A 17,488-nucleotide genomic window follows, 5' to 3' on the forward strand; every position below is an offset into this window, starting at 1 on the left:
CTCTTACATTGAATTTTGTTTTGCAACTGCCCTGATAGCATTCTTGTTAATTATCCCAATATTCCATTGACTATAGTCTTTTGTATATTGAATAGGATTTAATAGATGTCGTTGGATTATCAATAAAAAATTGAAAGCCTCCAAGAAATGAAAAAGCTACAGATCAATGCCGCTTTACAAATCAAAAAGCCTGTTCAGGAAGTATATGATGCCATTGTTGATCCATCAAAAATGAGCGTGTATTTTATTTCCAAAAGTACCGGCCCAATGGAAGAAGGAAAAACGGTTTGGTGGGAATTTCCGGAGTTTGAGGAATCCTCACCTATCAGAATAGGTAAAATGAAACCCAACGAACTGATCACCTTTTCTTGGGATATTGGGGAAAAGGAATTGGAAGTTGAAATCAATCTTCTGCCACAAAAAGATGGTTCTACTTTGGTCAGGATCACTGAAGGAGAAATGGATAATGATGAAGCAGGTATTAATTGGCTTAAGGGGAATACAGAGGGTTGGTCCAATTTTTTGGCATGTCTCAAGGCTTATTTGGAATATGGAATCAACCTGAGAAAGGGAGCTTTTGATTTTATGAAAAAGGAATAAGCATCTTGTTGGTTGGGCATGTTGATTTCTAGATGGACTTTATAATTAAATTAGAGAAATTATCCGATAAATGAATACCATTAAAGCTATTCAAGATTTTGTAAGCCAATCAAAAGAAGAAACATCCAAGATAGAATCCTTTTTTTGAAAATGGCATCGGAGATGACAATTGGAGATGACAATTGGAGATTTGGCCTGCTAAATATTTCAATTGCCTACAGTTTTTGAGATCGAAAAAACAAACGTTCCACACCTCAGCCACATGGTCAGGTTTTCTTATTGCCAAATATTAAAATAGTTGATCATCATTTTGTTCATCCCTTAAAATTTAACTATTTTTCATTTGAAATATTTAAGTCAATTTTCAATAAGATGCCCTTTCTATTTTCCAACCGATTCAGCCCTACTGAGTATCCTTTTACAAATCTTTTTTGCTTTCTTAAGTTTTAGTTATGCCAAAAAAACAGTCATTATTTAAATTAATAACCGCATTCCTATGAATCAAGAATACGATTGGCATAACATTGAAGCATCGGAAGTAGCAAAAATATTCGATGTATCAACTGAGACAGGATTGAGTTCCACTGAGGTGGAAGAAAAAACCCATAAGTACGGGAAAAACATCTTGACCAAAAAAAAGAGAATAAGTGCTTTTGTAAGGTTTCTCTTACAGTTCCATCAACCTCTGATTTATATTCTTCTAGCTGCTACAGCAGTCACTTTTTTTCTGAATGAATTTGTTGATTCCGCGGTCATCTTTGGCGTTGTCCTGATCAATGCCATTATCGGATATATTCAGGAGACAAAAGCCCTCAAGGCAATAGATGCCCTTGAAGGAAGCCTTGCCTCAAAAGCTGCTGTCATTAGAAATGGGAAAAAACAGGTAATTGAGGCAGTGGAGATTGTTCCCGGTGATATAGTTTTGTTACGTTCAGGAGATAAATTCCCGGCTGATATCCGGCTTTTCGAACTTCGGGACATGCAGGTTGATGAATCCGCTTTGACCGGTGAATCAGTTCCGGTCCAAAAACATATTGATCCCGTCGATTCGGAAAATGTTTTAGGAGACAGATTCTGTATGGGCTTCTCCTCAACAAATGTCACCTATGGCCAAGGTCGGGGAATTGTAGTAGCAACTGGAGATTATACTGAAGTAGGTAAAATCCAGAAATCCATAGCAAGCGCACAAGATTTAGAAACCCCTTTGACGCAAAAAATAAAAAGCTTCAGCCATTTACTGCTTTGGGTGATTATTGGTCTTTCTTCCATCTTGATTGTAGTTGGATTAGTTCGTGGAGAATCTTTTGGTGAAATTTTTATGGTTGCGGTCGCACTTGCAGTAGGTGCCATCCCTGAAGGTTTGCCGGTGGCGGTAACCATCATGTTGGCTTTGGGTGTTTCCAAAATGGCCAAGAGAAAGGCTATCATCCGAAAACTTGTCGCAGTAGAGACCTTGGGAAGCACCAATGTAATCTGTTCAGATAAAACAGGGACGTTGACTGAAAATCAGATGACGGTTCAAAAGATTTTTGCCGGGGATAAATACTTTGATGTTACAGGACTTGGCTACCAGCCTGAAGGAACTATCGAATTGGACGGACAGCCTGTTAACCTTGAACTGCACAAATCGCTTTCCCTTTGTTTACAAGCTGGTCTACTGTGCAATGACAGTGCATTAAAAGAAAAAAATGGAGTATGGATGATTGAAGGTGAACCCACCGAAGGGGCCTTATTGGTTTCAGGTTTTAAATCTGGATTCAAAATTGAAGACCTTGAGAATTCAATGCCTAGAAAAAGTAGCATTCCTTTTGAATCCGAATACCAGTATATGGCAACCCTTCACGGTGGTGAACAGCACATTATTTTTATGAAAGGTGCATCTGAGGCAATTTTGGAAAGGTGTTCCGGAATGTATGATGAACATGGTAAACTGGTTGCTTTGGACAAAACCAAAATACTTACCAAAGTAGAGGAATTGGCTGCTCAGGGTCTTCGGGTATTGGGTTTTGCAATGAAAGCTCCCTCTAATGACCTCGAAAGGGTAAACCATGATGACGTGAATTCAGAAATGGTTTTTCTGGGTATCCAAGGAATGATTGATCCGCCTAGAAAAGAAGCTATTGAAGCAGTAGCACTTTGTCAAAAAGCAGGCATAGATGTGAAAATGATAACAGGTGACCATGCCGTCACTGCTGCTTCCATTGCCGATCAGATTGGATTGCGAGGTCAGAGAGAAAATGGTATGCTCAAAGCCTTAAATGGCAAGGAACTTCAGTCGTTGGATAACGGGGATTTTGCTGATGCTGCAGAATCAGTGGCTGTTTTTGCAAGGGTATCACCGGACCAGAAACTCCGACTTGTAAAGGCACTACAGGAAAGAGGCAAAATAGTAGCGATGACGGGAGATGGTGTCAATGATGGACCTGCCCTGAAACAAGCAAATATTGGTGTTGCCATGGGGATAACTGGAACCGATGTGGCAAAGGATGCTTCGGATATGGTTTTGACTGATGACAATTTCTCCTCAATAGAAGGCGCAGTCGAAGAAGGGCGTGGCGTGTTTGATAATCTGACAAAGTTTATCGTGTGGACCCTTCCCACCAATCTAGGTGAAGGGCTTGTTATCCTTGCCGCAGTGGTCATTGGTTCTCAACTTCCCATTCTACCGGTACAATTACTTTGGATCAACATGACCACAGCAATCTTACTGGGATTGATGTTGGCATTTGAACCAAAAGAGCCTGGAATTATGGATAGACCACCCAGACCTTCTAAGCAGCCAATCCTTACCACGGATCTTATCATGCGGACGCTATTGGTTGGTACCTTGATGATGATATCTGCTTTTGGATTGTATATATATGAGGTGGAATTCCTTGGCCAATCGCTTTCCTATGGTCAGACTGTTGCAACAAGCGTATTTATTTTTATGGAAGCTGCTTATCTGTTCAACTGCCGCTCTATGGTTAGGCCTTTGTCTGAAATTGGTTTTTTTACAAACAAATGGATCTTTATTGGCATTGGAGCCATGATCTTTTTCCAATTGCTCTATATCTATACCTCGGTCATGAACACCCTTTTCAATTCCAGTCCCTTGCAAATGGACTCATGGTGGAGAATTATCGGTGTATCTGTGGCATTGTTTATTATCGTAACGATAGAGAAACGCATTCGCTTTATCCTTTCAAAGAAATGAAGGTCTAACTCAGTTTGACTGGGATGATGGAAAGGACACCTGTTTGGCTTATTTTGACCGATGTCTGATGACGGATGTTCGCATGAATCGAATTTGATGCCTGCTTAAATCTTAGTTTCCGGCTTTATTATTTTGAGAAGGAATATTTTCAGGAATTTTTGTCTATTGTAAGAATTACTTATTGAGGAACCCTCCATAAGTAGATCAGATGTTCTTTTCCATCAGGGAGAACTATTCTTTCGGTTTTCTCGGGCTTCCAATCTCCCATATCAAATCGATGGGAAACAATCCTGGTTCCCGGCTTCATTTTCAGAAACTTAGGTCTCAATTTGAGATTGATATCAGGAAAAAGATAGACCACCAGAATTGTGGCATCGCTAAAATCAATTTCGAATAAATCACCTTGCACAAAAGTCACTCTGTCTGAAACACCGGATTTAAGAGCATTTTGTTTTGCCAAGGCCACAAGTGCTGCGTCAATTTCCACCCCTATGGCATTTGCTCCAAACAATTTGGCTGCTGCTATGGGAATTCTGCCATCGCCCGACCCAAGGTCATAAAGAATATCATTTTCATCGATCTCTGCCAATTTCAACATGGCCTCAACCACCTCATCAGGTGTGGTCACAAAAGGCACCAAATCCGAAAAATCAGAGGTTATTTCCTGTGAAAAAACGATGAGTGGGGTTAAGTAGAAAAAACCAAAAAGCAATATTAAACTGAAAGCGATTTTCATTTTTTATTCCACATATAAGCATCCAAACCTTGATTATTAACCCCTACTAATAATAAATCCATCTTACCGGCTTTAATGACTTCCATGGATTTGATATCACCCATAAAATTAAGCCCTGACATTTTTTGAGGCACATATTGGAAGTTACCTTTTCCATCACCTTTGAAGACCTGCCCATAATTGGAATCCATCACTCCTATTCTCAATCGACTGGAATTCTGATTCCCTCCCAAAATAAAATCAAGATGCCCATCCTGATCGACATCCAATACAGAAATGGCATATACAGGTGCAAACTGCGCTTGCATGGGCAAAGCATGTGGTATCAGCTTTCCATCTTTATTTTCCAAATAAAGGGTTCTGAGTTCAGTGGCCTGAAGTGTTGATGCCTTTGACAATTGATCTTTGCTGAAAATATTGTTCAACTTGGCCTCGGAATAGGATTCATAGTTTGTGAATTTACTTCTCAGATTATACATCTGATCCAATAATTCATCTCTGCTCGCAAATGGATATTCAACGCCCTGAATGTATTGGGTGAGAATGGGATCGATCGAGCTGTTTTCATCAAAATCAGCAAAGACCAATTTCACCGGCTCGGATTTGCTGGCACGGAGTTGGGAGTTCAATCCGAAATTGCCCACAATAAAATCCATATCCCCATCTCCATCAAAGTCTGCCATCGCAATAGCTGACCAAAGACCTTCGACAGGTGAATCAAAATACTGTGAAGTGGCTTCCTCAAATCTTTTTCCTCCCTTATTCAGAAAAACCCGGATCGGCATATATTCTCCAACTACAATCAAGTCTTCTTGACCATCCCCATCCAAATCAGTCCATGTAGCATCCGTAACCATTCCACCAAATTCCAATTCAGGAATGGTTTCAGCAATTACATCCACAAACTTTCCTTTTCCATCATTTTTCAACAAGAAGCTTTTAGGGCTTTGGGGGAACTTTCCGGGAACAACCCTGCCCCCGACAAATAAATCCATGTGACCATCCCCATCAAAATCCACTACTTTGACACAGGAAGCACTGGACCTTATTTTTGGAAGCGCATCTTCAGATTTGATAAAATTCCCTCCTCCCTGATTGATGTATAGTCTGTCCTGAAGGCTTTCGTCATTGGAGAGGTAATCATGGTATCCACCACTCGCAATGTAAAGATCCATGTAGCCATTTCCATTGGCATCAAAAAATACGGCATCAGCATCTGTGAATTCTTCTTCCTTTGAAAGGTCAAGTCCTTGGTACTCTATAAAATGCCCTGTCGACACTTGGGAATACAATTTTCCAGGTGAACCTTTGGTACCTCCTATAAAGAAATCTGTGAATCCATTGTTATTGATGTCACCCAATGACATGACAGGACCACAAGTTGTCATCATATTCAACAACAGTGGCTGCCTCTTAAAATCATTGAAACCGTACTCTTCATGCTTAAATTCTAAAGGTGGCTGAACCTGGGTAAAATAAGGACTCGAAGCTATTTGGGATTCAGCATGGTGCTGAACGGCGTTTTTTTCTTCAGCAACAAAAATCTGATTGGATTCCACATCCATAATTTTTTCCGATTTCCCACTTGGCCATTGAATCAATACTGAATCTGCTTTTGTGTTTTCACCCAATCCAACATGTATCCGGTGACTCATAGATGATTGGAATCCCCTAGTGGGCTGTTGCTCAAAAAACTGTATTTCCCCCTTTGTATAAACCGAAATCTTCGTTCCATATCCAAAAGTATTTTTACCCTCCCCTTTCAGGTCAAACTGTAAGAAGTTATTTGGCTTATTGTCTCCAGAAAGCGCATTTTTAAAGATTCCTGCGGGCGCATTCAGGTTATTGACCACTAAGTCTATATTACCATCATTGTCCAAATCCGCGAATGCTGCCCCATTGGAAAAATTAGGTTGGGAAAATCCCCATTCTATACTTTTGTTGTTGAAGGTAAGGTCACCGTTATTTTGAAAAAGGTAATTGTGAACCGGAGTAGAACTCATGCTCGTCACCAAAAAGAGTGTGTCCGCCGGTTCATTTTCCCTGGCCTTGTTGAAATAATAATCTCCTTTGAATTTCAGAAAATCCCTATTGGTATAGTCTCTAAAATAGCCATTGGTAACAAAAAGATCCTTCCAACCGTCATTGTCCACGTCCACAAAGAATGTAGCCCAACTCCAATCTGTATTCGATATCCCCGCCAATTGACCGATTTCACTGAAGGTACCATTGCCGTTGTTAAGTTGAAGCATGTTTCTCATGTTCTGATGGTAAAAGCCCTTCATCACCATCAGTGCATATTGTTCATAGTTTTCAGGCCCATATAGCAACTTTTGCCTTTTGTTGTCCTCAGGCAGCATGTCCAAAGTGAAAATATCAGGAAGGCCGTCATTATTGAAATCACTGATATCCGAACCCATAGAAAAATAAGAAATGTGCTGAAAGTAATCTGTAAGGCTTTCGGTGAAGGTACCGTCACCATTGTTGATATAAAAATAATCGGGTTCTATGTAGTCATTGGAAATATAGATATCAGGATATCCATTTCCGGTGATGTCAGAAACTGCCACTCCGAGGCCAAAACCCATTGAATTCCCCAATATTCCTGCTTCTTGACTTACATTTACAAACCTGCCACCATCATTCCTGTAGAGTTTATCACCTGCTTCAGGATTTCTATCCTGCCGGGCATTGTCAAACTCGATTTCATTGATGACTTTAGTATTGTGGTTCAAAAGGTACATGTCAAGGTCACCGTCAAGATCATAATCAAAAAACAATGCCTGAATACTATTGGAAGAATCGTTTAAACCATATTCAGCAGCTTGCTCTTTAAAGGTTCCGTTAGCTTGATTGATAAAAAGCTCATTCCTTCTGGTGTCAGGACTTCCTTTGCCTGAATAACAAACATAAATATCCAACCAACCATCCGCATTGATGTCCACCATAGTGACACCTGTGGTCCATGCATGATTACCCTCCACTCCTGCCTGTTTGGTAATATCCTTGAATTTAAAATCTCCTTCGTTCAGGTATAGCTTATTGGGGACCATATTTCCAGTAAAATAAATATCATCGAGGCCATCATTGTTGATATCCCCAATTGCTACACCACCACCATTATAAAAATATTCATAAGTAAGGATATTTGTACCCTGAGCTTCCGTCAAAGTATTTTGGAATCTTATTCCGGACTTTCTTGGAGCAATGCTTTCAAAACTCCCTCTTGTTTCAGGTTTCTGAAAAGGGTTTAAATCATTTAAATTTAATGGGAAAAGAATAAACAGAATAAGGTAACTGAACTTCATGGTAAATGGGTTATCTAACAGCCCTAATTGGATAGTGTGTCAATTTTCATGGCGTGATGCCATAAATCTAAAGGATTTTACAAAGCATAACAAGAGACTATATTTTTTCCAATTAATTATGACAGTCTAATCTAATTGAGATATATATAAATGCTGTATCCATTTTAAATTACTTAAACACAAATCAGTTATTAAGATTTAATTTAAGCTGTCAACTTTTTTCAGTTCTATGCAAAATCACTTTTCTATTTCCAAAATAGTAGATAAATTAAGAGTAATTACTTGAAGTTAATCCGGTAATTACCAAAGTAAACTTTAATGCCTCAAACGATCAACCCAAACCAATATGACCGAAGATGAAATTGAATCCTATAAAAAAGATGGATATATCATAAAAAGGCAACTTTTTAGCAAAGAAGAAATTGACCTGCTTTATGAAGTAGCGACAGACGATACTGTCACCAAAAATTCCTTTGACCTCAATGATCAAGATGGAAAAAAAACCAAACTGACTTTATGGTTTACCGCTGGTGATGATTCCTTTGGTTTGATGTCAAGGTGCAAAAGATTGGTGGAATCAGTCCAGGATTTAGTAGGTCCCGGAGAGGTCTGCCATTTTCACTCCAAAATCATGCAAAAACAACCAAAAGTCGGTGGGGCATGGGAATGGCATCAGGATTATGGCTATTGGTACAAAAATGGCTTTTTATATCCCGAAGCTATGATTTCAGTGATGTTGGCTTTAACTGAAGCAAACAGAGAAAACGGCTGTCTTCAGGTTCTTAAGGCTACTCATAAAATGCAACGTTTTGAGCATAATTTTATAGGAGAACAACAAGGTGCAGATCCGGATTTTGTAAAAGAAGCTGTGAAAACTTCAGAATTAATCTATTGTGAATTGAAACCTGGCGATGTCTTATTTTTCCATCCTAATCTTCTACATAGGTCTGAGGCCAATTTATCTGAGAATGCCCGATGGTCAGTAATTTCTGCTTACAACCTATCTTATAATATTCCATTTAGAGAGAAAAATCTTTCATGCATCACCCCCGTTCGGGTGGTTCCTGATGAAGCCATTTTGGAAAGTGGCAAAAAAGAAGTGACCAAGGCCGACTTCCTGAAGAAAGAGGCAGAGATTACCCTTAATGTCAAGTGATGTCTATGAAGGGTCAAACACATCAGATTAATTTAAAAGAAGTCCGAAATATATTGAACAACTAAACTATGGTGAATATCTGTATACTCGGAGGAGGTTTTATTGGAAGATTCTACGCTGAATCCCTAATTGGAAGACGTGGCAAGGATCTGGTAAAAGTAGTTTATGCCCGAAAGGAAGAGACTGCAAAAAGGTTTGCCAAAGATTATAATGTGGCCCACCATACCACTGATATGGAAGCTGCTGTTAGCCATCCTGATACGGATATGGTAGTCATAGCACTTCCCAATTATGTTCATGAAGAAGCTGTGATGCTCTGTGTAAAACACAAAAAGCCCGTATTGTGTACCAAACCCCTAGGTAGAACTGCCGAGGAAGCACTTCGGATGACTTTGGCCTGTGAGGAGGCCGGTATTTTTGCAGGGTACCTAGAAGATTTATGTTATACTCCAAAATTCCTGAAATCCATGAAAAGTGTAGAATCAGGATCCATTGGCCGCATTTTATGGGCTAAATCAAGAGAAACCCATCCCGGGCCGCATGCCGATTGGTTTTGGGATTTGGAAAAAGCCGGAGGCGGGGCCATTGTAGATTTGGGATGCCATTGTATTGAAATAGCCCGGAATTTTATTGGAAAAGATGTACTGCCTGTGGAAGTCATGTGCTGGGCTGATACCCAGGTCAAGCCGATTGATGCAGAAGACCATGCCATTGGCTTGGTCAAATATGAAAATGGTGCCATCGGTCAATTTGAAGTTTCTTGGACTTTCCGTGGAGGAATGGATCTTCGTGATGAGGTGATGGGAACAGAAGGAACCATCTGGATCAATTCCTTTCTGCGCACTGGTTTTGAAATGTTTACCACTGGTGCCGGAACGAACTACGTAGCGGAAAAAGCGGAGTCTTCTTCCGGATGGCTATTCCCCGTTGGCGATGAAGCCCATGAACTTGGCTATCCTAACATGTTTATTGATATGTTTGAATCCTTTGAAAAAGGGCTACTGCCAAGAGAAACCTTCTATGATGGCTATGTGGTCAATGCGATCATTGATGCAGCCTATAAATCAGCAAAAACGAAATTGTGGGAACCTGTGGAACTTCCTATTTGGAGGGGAAAAAGAGGACTGACCAAACCTTCGGTTTATCAGGAATATGATGCTGAACATTGGTTGATCAAAGAAGAGATATTGCCCAATCAGGATAAGAAAGTGATCATCAAACACAAAAACTCTGGACTAATTACCGAGAAATTGAAAATGAAAAATGAGGGTACAGGATAATCCATTTTGATTTCTAAAAACTAAAAAGCTTGACTCAATCGCTAAGAAAGAAAATATAGACTGTTTAATAAATGGGCTATTTTTTTGAAATATTATAAATTCATATTGACAAAAATCAGTATTATTCAAACTAATTCTTATTTCTTCAGTTTCTTGTATATCTTTACAGGATTAGCATCTATTGGCTATTCAATTACTTTATACCTCTGATTAATCTCATGCTTGCATGAAAAAAACCTTTCTTTCAACCCTATTCAGTACTTTTTTACTTTTTGGTGCATTTGGACAAAAAAGCATTTCGGATTCGATCCAAACTAAGATCAATATCCTTAACCTAACTGAAAATCAAGATCAGCAGGAGACTGCAATTCTCCAAAAAGATCTTGGAATGGCCTATTACCAAGAGAACGAATTGTATAATTCGTTTGAGGCTTTTGAGAAAGCTGCTCACATGTTCAAAAATCTTCAGGATACCAATAAGGAATCAGAATGTTTGCACATGATGGGCAATGTTTCTTACTTTTTAGGCCATTATAATGATGCTATCCAACTCTTTGAGGAGGCATTGATTTTCCGGGAGAAAGTTGATGACAAAAAAGGTGTTGCCTCCGGATATAACAATATTGCAAATGTCTACAATAAACTGGGTGACTACAAAAAGGCCATACTCAACTACGAAAAATCTCTTGAAATCAAAGAAAGCATTGATGACCAGAAAGGAATTGCTTCAAGTCTCAAAAATATAGCTACCATCTATTATTATCAGGCTAATTATGCCCCTGCGCTTGAAGCAAATTTAAAAGCACTACGTATTTCTGAATATCTGTCAGATTCAATGGGGATCGCTTTTGTTTATAACAACATGGCCCTGATTTATGAAAAACAAGAAAAGTTAGAGGAATCTCTTTCATTTTTTCAAAAATCATTGACTATCAAAGAATCTCTAGGGGACAAAAGAGGGATTTCAACCACCTTGCACAACATAGCCAAATTGTATGAGTACCAAGAAAAATTTGACTTGGCAATTGATCTCATTTTACAATCATTGTCCATTTCTGAAGAACTGAATGAAATTGACGGTATATCAGCAAGTTTAAATAACCTGGCCAATGTCTATGAGCTTCAAGGAAATTATCAAGCAGCCCTTAAGAATTATTACAAGTCATTGGAAATGGACTCTCAAACCGAAAACAAGAGAGGAATTCTTTTGAGTGTTACAAACTTGGCAAAAATTCATTTGAGGCTTGGTGAACTGGAATTAGCCTCCCAATTAGCAAAAAAAGGGATTGCCATAGGAAAAGAATTGGGCTCAAAAGAAGAAATTCAACTTTGCCACATCACCCTCAGTCAGATCTTCGAAAAGCAGAGAAATTTTGAAAATGCACTCTATCATTTTCAACAGTCCACAGCTTATGCCGACAGTCTCAACAGGCAGGAACTTGAACGAAAAACTGCTAAACTGGAAGCGGAATATGAATATGATAAACGCTTGACCTTGATACAAGCCGAACAAAAAGCAACGGATTTGGAGAATGAGAAAATATTGCAGCAGGAAAAATTCTTGAGAAACATCCTGGTTTTTGCATTTATATCAATTCTGATTATTGCGCTAATTACTTTGGGTAATTATTTTAAGCAGAAAAAAGCAAAAGAACTCTTGGAAAGTAGAACAGCTGAATTGGAAAAAGCCAATGAGGTAAAATCAAAACTCTTCAGTATCATCGGTCATGACCTGAGAAACCCCATAGGGAGTCTTTATATGCTGTTGGGGCTATACAATAGAAAAATGATGGACGAAGATGAATTCAGGTCTACTGTTCCAAGCTTGTACAAAAATGTAGGTGCTATCATGAATGTATTGGACAATCTGCTCAGATGGTCTATAGGAGAAATGAAAATGGTCAAATCTAACCCCTTAGCGGTAAATCTTCATGAGAAGGTCAGTGCAATCCTTGATTTTTTCTCGACCCTTTGCAGACAAAAAAACATTGCTATCATCTCCGAGATTGATCCGATATATTCAGTTTTGGTCGATCCAAATCACTTGGATCTGATACTTAGGAATCTTATCAATAATGGCATCAAGTTCAGTAATAATGGGGGAATAATCACTCTGAATGCGTATGAAGATGATGATTTATTGATTATTTCAGTAAAAGACACTGGAATAGGCATTAAACCTGAAGATGTTGAAAAGCTTTTTCAAAAAGACCTAGTGGAAAGTAAAAGAGGCACCAAAGGTGAACAAGGTACAGGGTTAGGCCTAAACCTCTGTCAGTTATATGTTGTCGAAAATGGAGGGAATATTTGGGTAAAAAGTGAGCCGGGAAAGGGAAGCACCTTCTTTTTCTCGTTGCCAATGGTAATCAAAAAGGATGCTCTATCGGTATCATAATCAGTTAATTTATATCGAAGAAACTGAACTCAAAAGTGAAGGTTTTTTTACCTGGATTGAGTTTTTTTTCGATTTCAAACATGTTTATGAATAATGAGTTTTATTTTTATATATGTAAGCAACTATACCAGTAAAATGAAAATTCAATATAATTCTCTGCATAAAACTGAAATGTCCGGTATATCTGTTCCGAGTTCAGACCTGTTTGGAGTAGAATATTGGGTTACTTGGAAAGAAGTAGGTCTCCATTTTTAATGTAGATACAAGGCTTTCTTGAAAATCGATCAGGATGATGAAAAATAAATATGTAGCTTTTTTTCTTTTCCTTACAATGATGGGAATCTTCCCTATCTCATCTTGTGTGGATCAATGTGATGGACCTTGCGGCTGCTATCCAGTATTTGAAAATCCTGACTTTACAATTTCTGCTTTTTCTGTTGAGAATCTATACAGGGCGGATAATAATTTTATAGTGGATCCAAACCGTTATTATTTCCATCAAACCTTATATAAAGCCTTTTGGGTTTCTGGTTTACGGGAAATTGCAAATAATTCTCCCTCTACATCCGGTTCTTTTTTTTCAAATATGGCTTTTGCATGCAGTCCTCCTGAATCCTTTTCCACGGAGACTTTGAAGTCCATTCGGATTATCAATAAAAAAAGAGTACAAATCAATCAACAGGAAATTCTGGAAATCGGTCAGCAAATCAATGATTACTTTAATTTGACCCTGACATTTCAGGTGGAATACAGCATTGATGATTTTTTAAAGAGAAATCACAAATTTTTGAAGGATGAAAGGCTTTACCTTAAATTTAACAGTCCTCCTAATGACAATATAGAAATCATGTTTGACATTGAAATAGAACTTGACAATGACAAAACTTTTGTTTTCAATAACGAAACGATGAAAGTAAATGGAGGATAGAGGCTTGTTGATTACAGTTTTTCTTGAATAATGTATTTGGTAAAATCAAAGGAGATGTTCTTCCATAAAATCTTCCCCATCATTCATCAGTAAAATCATATAAAACCAGACACATCACCGATAAACCAAATTAGACAAAATCTAGAGAATATCAGATTATAAATTCAAAATAGGTTTTTATACAGGATTCCGCAGTTAATACCATGTATTATGGAATTAAAAATAAAATTTTCACAAAATGCCTGAACTATTGTTTTTTTTGATTTTCCGTTAAAAAAAAACACTGTTTTATTAAACTTGCTTTGCATTATAAAAGCACTAAAAATTTATTACTTTTCCGCTGAAAATGATTCAACTAAAAAACCACGATGAAATATGATTCATTCATGATACCATTTCCTTGAAATTATTTACGTTAAAGAAATAATAATTAAAGCAAAATCAATCCCAGTTTGCTTAATATTTAAAAATATGCCACTCCTAGTTTGACGATTTTGATTGTGAAGATCCGATTTAATTTATTCTTCATATTATTTATATTCTCCTCGTCTTTGACATCTAAAGAAAGGTTAAATCTTTCTATGATTGACAGCGTTAGGCAAAACCCTGCATTAGCGGGAAATGCCTACGTTTTGGAAATATGGGACAATTCAAATGGATTGCCACAAAACGCTGTTTATGCAATGGAGAAAGACAACATGGGGTTTTTGTGGATGTCTACTGAAGAAGGATTAGCTCGCTTGGATGGGACTTTTATTAAAGTCTTTGACAAAGAAAGCTACCCGGAAATGCTGGAACAGTCCTATTATTCATTTTTTAAAACAAGGCGAGGGATTTGGGCCTCAGGCGACAAAAGCATTGCCTTATTGAATAAAAATATCAGACAAGTCATTGATTGTTCCCAAATAGTAGAAAATACTTGGATAAGAGCTATATCAGAAAATGATAATGGGGAGATATTGATCGGTACTCAAAAGGGAGAAATACACATTTGGAAAAATAACAGATTCCAGATGCTTGATTTTTGGAATCCCGAATCGATACTTGAAATACACAGTTTTTTCGAACTCGAAAATTCACTGATGTTAGTCGGCACAAGTCAGGGACTTTATGAGATTAACTTTAAATCAAAGAATGCTAGACTTGTTTCAGCAAAAAGTTTTTCAGCACAAAAAATATTTGGAAACACTTCCACCATTTATATTTCTTCACCTGAGTCAGGCATTTTTCAACTGAAAGGGAATTACGAAATGGATAAAATCCTGTCTTATGAAGAATTGACTGACATTAACCCGGTGAGCCTAACCTCAGATTCCGAAAATAGAATATGGGCGGGATCACTGGAAATGGGGCTGTTAATGATTGAAAATGGAAACGTGACCCGTTTCTCTTATCCTGAACTGAAAAACTATCCTGTTAGAAAAATCATTAAAGAAAAAGATAATCTTTATTTGGGTACGCTCGGTAGAGGACTTGCATTGGTCAAACCTGCAAAAGTAAATCAACTTGACTTTGAAGTCCTTCAAGAAAAAAACATCAAAGCCATTTACCAGGCACCCGACAGTAGCATTTGGATTGGAACGCGATCGGATGGTATTCATAGAATTAAATCCAGAGAAATATTATCCATAAATGTAGCGGATGGGTTACTTCAGAACGGTATAATAACCATTGGTGGGATCGGTGATGAAATTTTTGCCGGCTCTACAGCAGGAGTTTCGGTAATCGACCTTAAAACAGGAGAAATAACAGGCAAAATAACCCAGGAAAATGGGTTAAAAAGTAATCACGTGTATGCTGTTTTTAAAGATTCAAAAGATTGTTTGTGGATCTTGACTAGGTATGGCGGCATGCACTATATTGATAAAAATGGTATCCTCCATAAAGTTGACCTGCCAAAAAGGTTCACAAATACCAACTTTGTTAGCATCTCTGAATTGAGGAATAAAGAAATACTCATAGGTTCCATGAATCAAGGTATTTTTAGAATTAATGATGGCCGTTACATAGAAAATCTAAAATTGCCATTAACCCCGGGAGAAGACATTGTTTATTGTATTTATGAAGATAAAGATGAAGACCTTTGGTTTGGGACTCACGGAGGTATGTTACTTTATTCCAACAGTAAATTTAAAAGACTTGAAAAGTCTCATGGTCTGAAATCCCAAAGTGTCTACAGTATCACAGATGACCATTCTGAGGGAATTTGGATAAGCAATAATTTTGGTGTTCAATATATCCCAAATTCAGAATTGAAAAGATTTAAAGAAAATACCGACAAGGGTTTTTTCATCAGTTCCATTCTGTACAATAAAAACCTCGGGATGCCCAACTCAGAGGCCAACGGCCTGATTTTCCCGGCGGCTTTAAAGGACATTTCCGGAAAAATCTGGATTCCCACAGTAGAAGGAATCGGTATTGTTGATCCTGCTGCAATTTCACCTTATGAGCAAACAGGAATCAATTTTATATGGGATGAACTTTTTGTTGGTAATCTTCATGTTCCGTTCGAGAATAAAATTGAAATACCTCCAGGGGAAAAGATGTTCCAGATTTCATTTACCCTTATTGACTTTCAAAACCCAAATCAATATTCAATCTTTTATAGAATTGAAGGGAAAAATGCTCAATGGCTGCCTATCAAAGACCAAAGACAACTGATTTTCAATGGTCTAAAACCTGGTAAATATAATCTTGAAGTAAAGATTTTCAGGCATGGTAAATTGGATACAGTACATTCTCTGCCGATAGTAATTCGAGCTTATTTTTTTGAAACCCTAACATTTAAAGTTTTTTTAGTGGTTTGTCTATTTCTTTTGATCTACTTTATAATCAAATATTATTTAAACATTAAAATGAAGAATGATTTGGGTAGGTTGGTTAACCAAAGAACTTTGGAGCTAAGTAATACCAATGAAAAATTGAAAAATGCAATATCGGAGATAGAAACCCAAAACAAAACATTAAAAGAAATCACATGGAACCAGTCGCATTTGGTCAGAGCTCCACTAACTAAGGCAATGGGAATCAATCAATTATTGATAAATTATTCCAAATATTCAAATGTAGGCAAAAGTCGGGAAGAACTTGAAAGCGAGTTATTGGAGACATTGATACAACTTGACAACATAGTAAGAGATACGCATTCGAAATCTGAAAATTTAGAAAAATAGTGGCAGCAATTAAACCAAAAGTTTTTATTATTGATGACGATCCCGGAGTTATTTTTCTCCACGAAATCATTATCAAAGAAAGTAAATTGACAGATAATCCTGAATGCTTTTGTGACGCTAAGAATGCATTGGACTATATTTGCACCCTTGATGAGTATTCTTCAAAACTTTTGATTTTTCTGGATATCAACATGCCGAAAATGTCCGGGTGGGATTTTTTGGAGATTCTTATCAAAAAAATCAGAAAAGCCGACATCAAAGTGATTATGGTAACTTCCTCCCTTAGCAAAGTGGATAGGGAGAAATCAAATGAGTTTCCTCTGGTGATTGATTTTTGGGAAAAACCAATCAATGATATCCAATCTCTAAAACTTAAAGATAGATTAGGAGCGTGGTTATCAAAGTAAACAATAATTGCCTAGTCTTTTACATAGATTCAACTTTTAAGCTAAAGCCAAGGAAATACTAGTGTGGTTCAGATCAAATTCCCTATGCAATTATCCGCTATGATGCCATTAGCCTACATATCATTGTTTTCACCTCGGCCCAAAAGCCTTCGGGATCAGCATGAAGAGTGATCCGAATTATGTCATTGGTAGTGGAGAAAATTTGGCATTTACAGAAAGGGAATGACATCAAGGCGGGTGCAGACCTCTCTCCACGATAGCTCCTAAAATCCGTAAGTGACCTAATGACATTCAATTCTGTAAACCAAA

The 17,488-nt window shown here is 37.7% G+C and carries 11 protein-coding genes; 8 read left to right on the plus strand and 3 right to left on the minus strand.

All coding sequences use genetic code 11. The features are described 5' to 3' along the window. Nucleotides 1-147 precede the first annotated feature (147 nt). On the plus strand, nucleotides 148-600 hold the full coding sequence (locus tag HMJ38_RS22555; RefSeq protein WP_194976711.1) for an SRPBCC domain-containing protein: 453 nt from the start codon (nucleotides 148-150) through the stop codon (nucleotides 598-600). Between the two features lie 496 nt (nucleotides 601-1,096). Beyond that, a complete protein-coding gene (locus HMJ38_RS22560) occupies nucleotides 1,097-3,796 on the plus strand; it encodes a cation-transporting P-type ATPase (RefSeq protein WP_194976712.1) in 2,700 nt (899 codons plus the stop codon). Between the two features lie 178 nt (nucleotides 3,797-3,974). On the opposite strand, the gene HMJ38_RS22565 is transcribed toward HMJ38_RS22560, so the two are convergent. Both HMJ38_RS22565 and HMJ38_RS22570 read right to left on the minus strand, forming a co-directional pair. Continuing rightward, nucleotides 3,975-4,532 carry a class I SAM-dependent methyltransferase gene (locus HMJ38_RS22565; RefSeq protein WP_194976713.1) on the minus strand — a complete coding sequence of 186 codons (558 nt, stop codon included), beginning with the start codon at nucleotides 4,530-4,532 and terminating at the stop codon, nucleotides 3,975-3,977. Continuing rightward, nucleotides 4,529-7,840 carry a VCBS repeat-containing protein gene (locus tag HMJ38_RS22570; RefSeq protein ID WP_194976714.1) on the minus strand — a complete coding sequence of 1,104 codons (3,312 nt, stop codon included), beginning with the start codon at nucleotides 7,838-7,840 and terminating at the stop codon, nucleotides 4,529-4,531. Before HMJ38_RS22570 ends, HMJ38_RS22565 begins: the two co-directional genes overlap by 4 nt. A gap of 346 nt (nucleotides 7,841-8,186) precedes the next feature. On the opposite strand from HMJ38_RS22570, the gene HMJ38_RS22575 reads away from it, so the two are divergent. The 6 genes from HMJ38_RS22575 to HMJ38_RS22600 all read left to right on the plus strand — a co-directional run bounded on the left by HMJ38_RS22575 (nucleotide 8,187) and on the right by HMJ38_RS22600 (nucleotide 17,179). Then, the gene (locus HMJ38_RS22575) at nucleotides 8,187-8,996 is read left to right on the plus strand and encodes a phytanoyl-CoA dioxygenase family protein (protein WP_194976715.1); all 810 of its coding nucleotides are present in this window, start codon (nucleotides 8,187-8,189) and stop codon (nucleotides 8,994-8,996) included. A 68-nt stretch (nucleotides 8,997-9,064) separates the two neighbouring features. Further along, the gene (locus HMJ38_RS22580; RefSeq protein ID WP_194976716.1) at nucleotides 9,065-10,276 is read left to right on the plus strand and encodes a Gfo/Idh/MocA family protein; all 1,212 of its coding nucleotides are present in this window, start codon (nucleotides 9,065-9,067) and stop codon (nucleotides 10,274-10,276) included. Nucleotides 10,277-10,502: 226 nt separating this feature from the next. Further along, the gene (locus tag HMJ38_RS22585) at nucleotides 10,503-12,671 is read left to right on the plus strand and encodes a tetratricopeptide repeat-containing sensor histidine kinase (RefSeq protein ID WP_194976717.1); all 2,169 of its coding nucleotides are present in this window, start codon (nucleotides 10,503-10,505) and stop codon (nucleotides 12,669-12,671) included. Between the two features lie 289 nt (nucleotides 12,672-12,960). Next, a complete protein-coding gene (locus tag HMJ38_RS22590; RefSeq protein WP_194976718.1) occupies nucleotides 12,961-13,599 on the plus strand; it encodes a hypothetical protein in 639 nt (212 codons plus the stop codon). Between the two features lie 581 nt (nucleotides 13,600-14,180). Then, a complete protein-coding gene (locus HMJ38_RS22595; RefSeq protein WP_194976719.1) occupies nucleotides 14,181-16,772 on the plus strand; it encodes a ligand-binding sensor domain-containing protein in 2,592 nt (863 codons plus the stop codon). After that, nucleotides 16,772-17,179: a response regulator gene (locus HMJ38_RS22600; protein ID WP_194976720.1), complete on the plus strand. Its 408-nt coding sequence runs from the start codon at nucleotides 16,772-16,774 to the stop codon at nucleotides 17,177-17,179. The genes HMJ38_RS22595 and HMJ38_RS22600 overlap by 1 nt, the downstream gene beginning before the upstream one ends. A gap of 97 nt (nucleotides 17,180-17,276) precedes the next feature. On the opposite strand, the gene HMJ38_RS25415 is transcribed toward HMJ38_RS22600, so the two are convergent. Next, on the minus strand, nucleotides 17,277-17,488 hold a 212-nt coding region (locus tag HMJ38_RS25415), incomplete at its 5' end, for a hypothetical protein (RefSeq protein WP_228780218.1).

Origin of the sequence: Aquiflexum lacus (genome assembly GCF_015476655.1) — a bacterium.
GTDB lineage: Bacteria > Bacteroidota > Bacteroidia > Cytophagales > Cyclobacteriaceae > Aquiflexum > Aquiflexum lacus.

What these genes read in the sequence shown, in the direction of transcription:
- HMJ38_RS22590 (WP_194976718.1), top strand. Translation starts at nt 12,961, where the DNA reads ATGATGAAAAATAAATATGTAGCTTTTTTTCTTTTCCTTACAATGATG.
- HMJ38_RS22555 (WP_194976711.1), top strand. Translation starts at nt 148, where the DNA reads ATGAAAAAGCTACAGATCAATGCCGCTTTACAAATCAAAAAGCCTGTT.
- HMJ38_RS22585 (WP_194976717.1), top strand. Translation starts at nt 10,503, where the DNA reads ATGAAAAAAACCTTTCTTTCAACCCTATTCAGTACTTTTTTACTTTTT.
- HMJ38_RS22570 (WP_194976714.1), bottom strand. Translation starts at nt 7,840, where the DNA reads ATGAAGTTCAGTTACCTTATTCTGTTTATTCTTTTCCCATTAAATTTA.
- HMJ38_RS22575 (WP_194976715.1), top strand. Translation starts at nt 8,187, where the DNA reads ATGACCGAAGATGAAATTGAATCCTATAAAAAAGATGGATATATCATA.
- HMJ38_RS22580 (WP_194976716.1), top strand. Translation starts at nt 9,065, where the DNA reads ATGGTGAATATCTGTATACTCGGAGGAGGTTTTATTGGAAGATTCTAC.
- HMJ38_RS22565 (WP_194976713.1), bottom strand. Translation starts at nt 4,532, where the DNA reads ATGAAAATCGCTTTCAGTTTAATATTGCTTTTTGGTTTTTTCTACTTA.
- HMJ38_RS22560 (WP_194976712.1), top strand. Translation starts at nt 1,097, where the DNA reads ATGAATCAAGAATACGATTGGCATAACATTGAAGCATCGGAAGTAGCA.
- HMJ38_RS22595 (WP_194976719.1), top strand. Translation starts at nt 14,181, where the DNA reads ATGATTGACAGCGTTAGGCAAAACCCTGCATTAGCGGGAAATGCCTAC.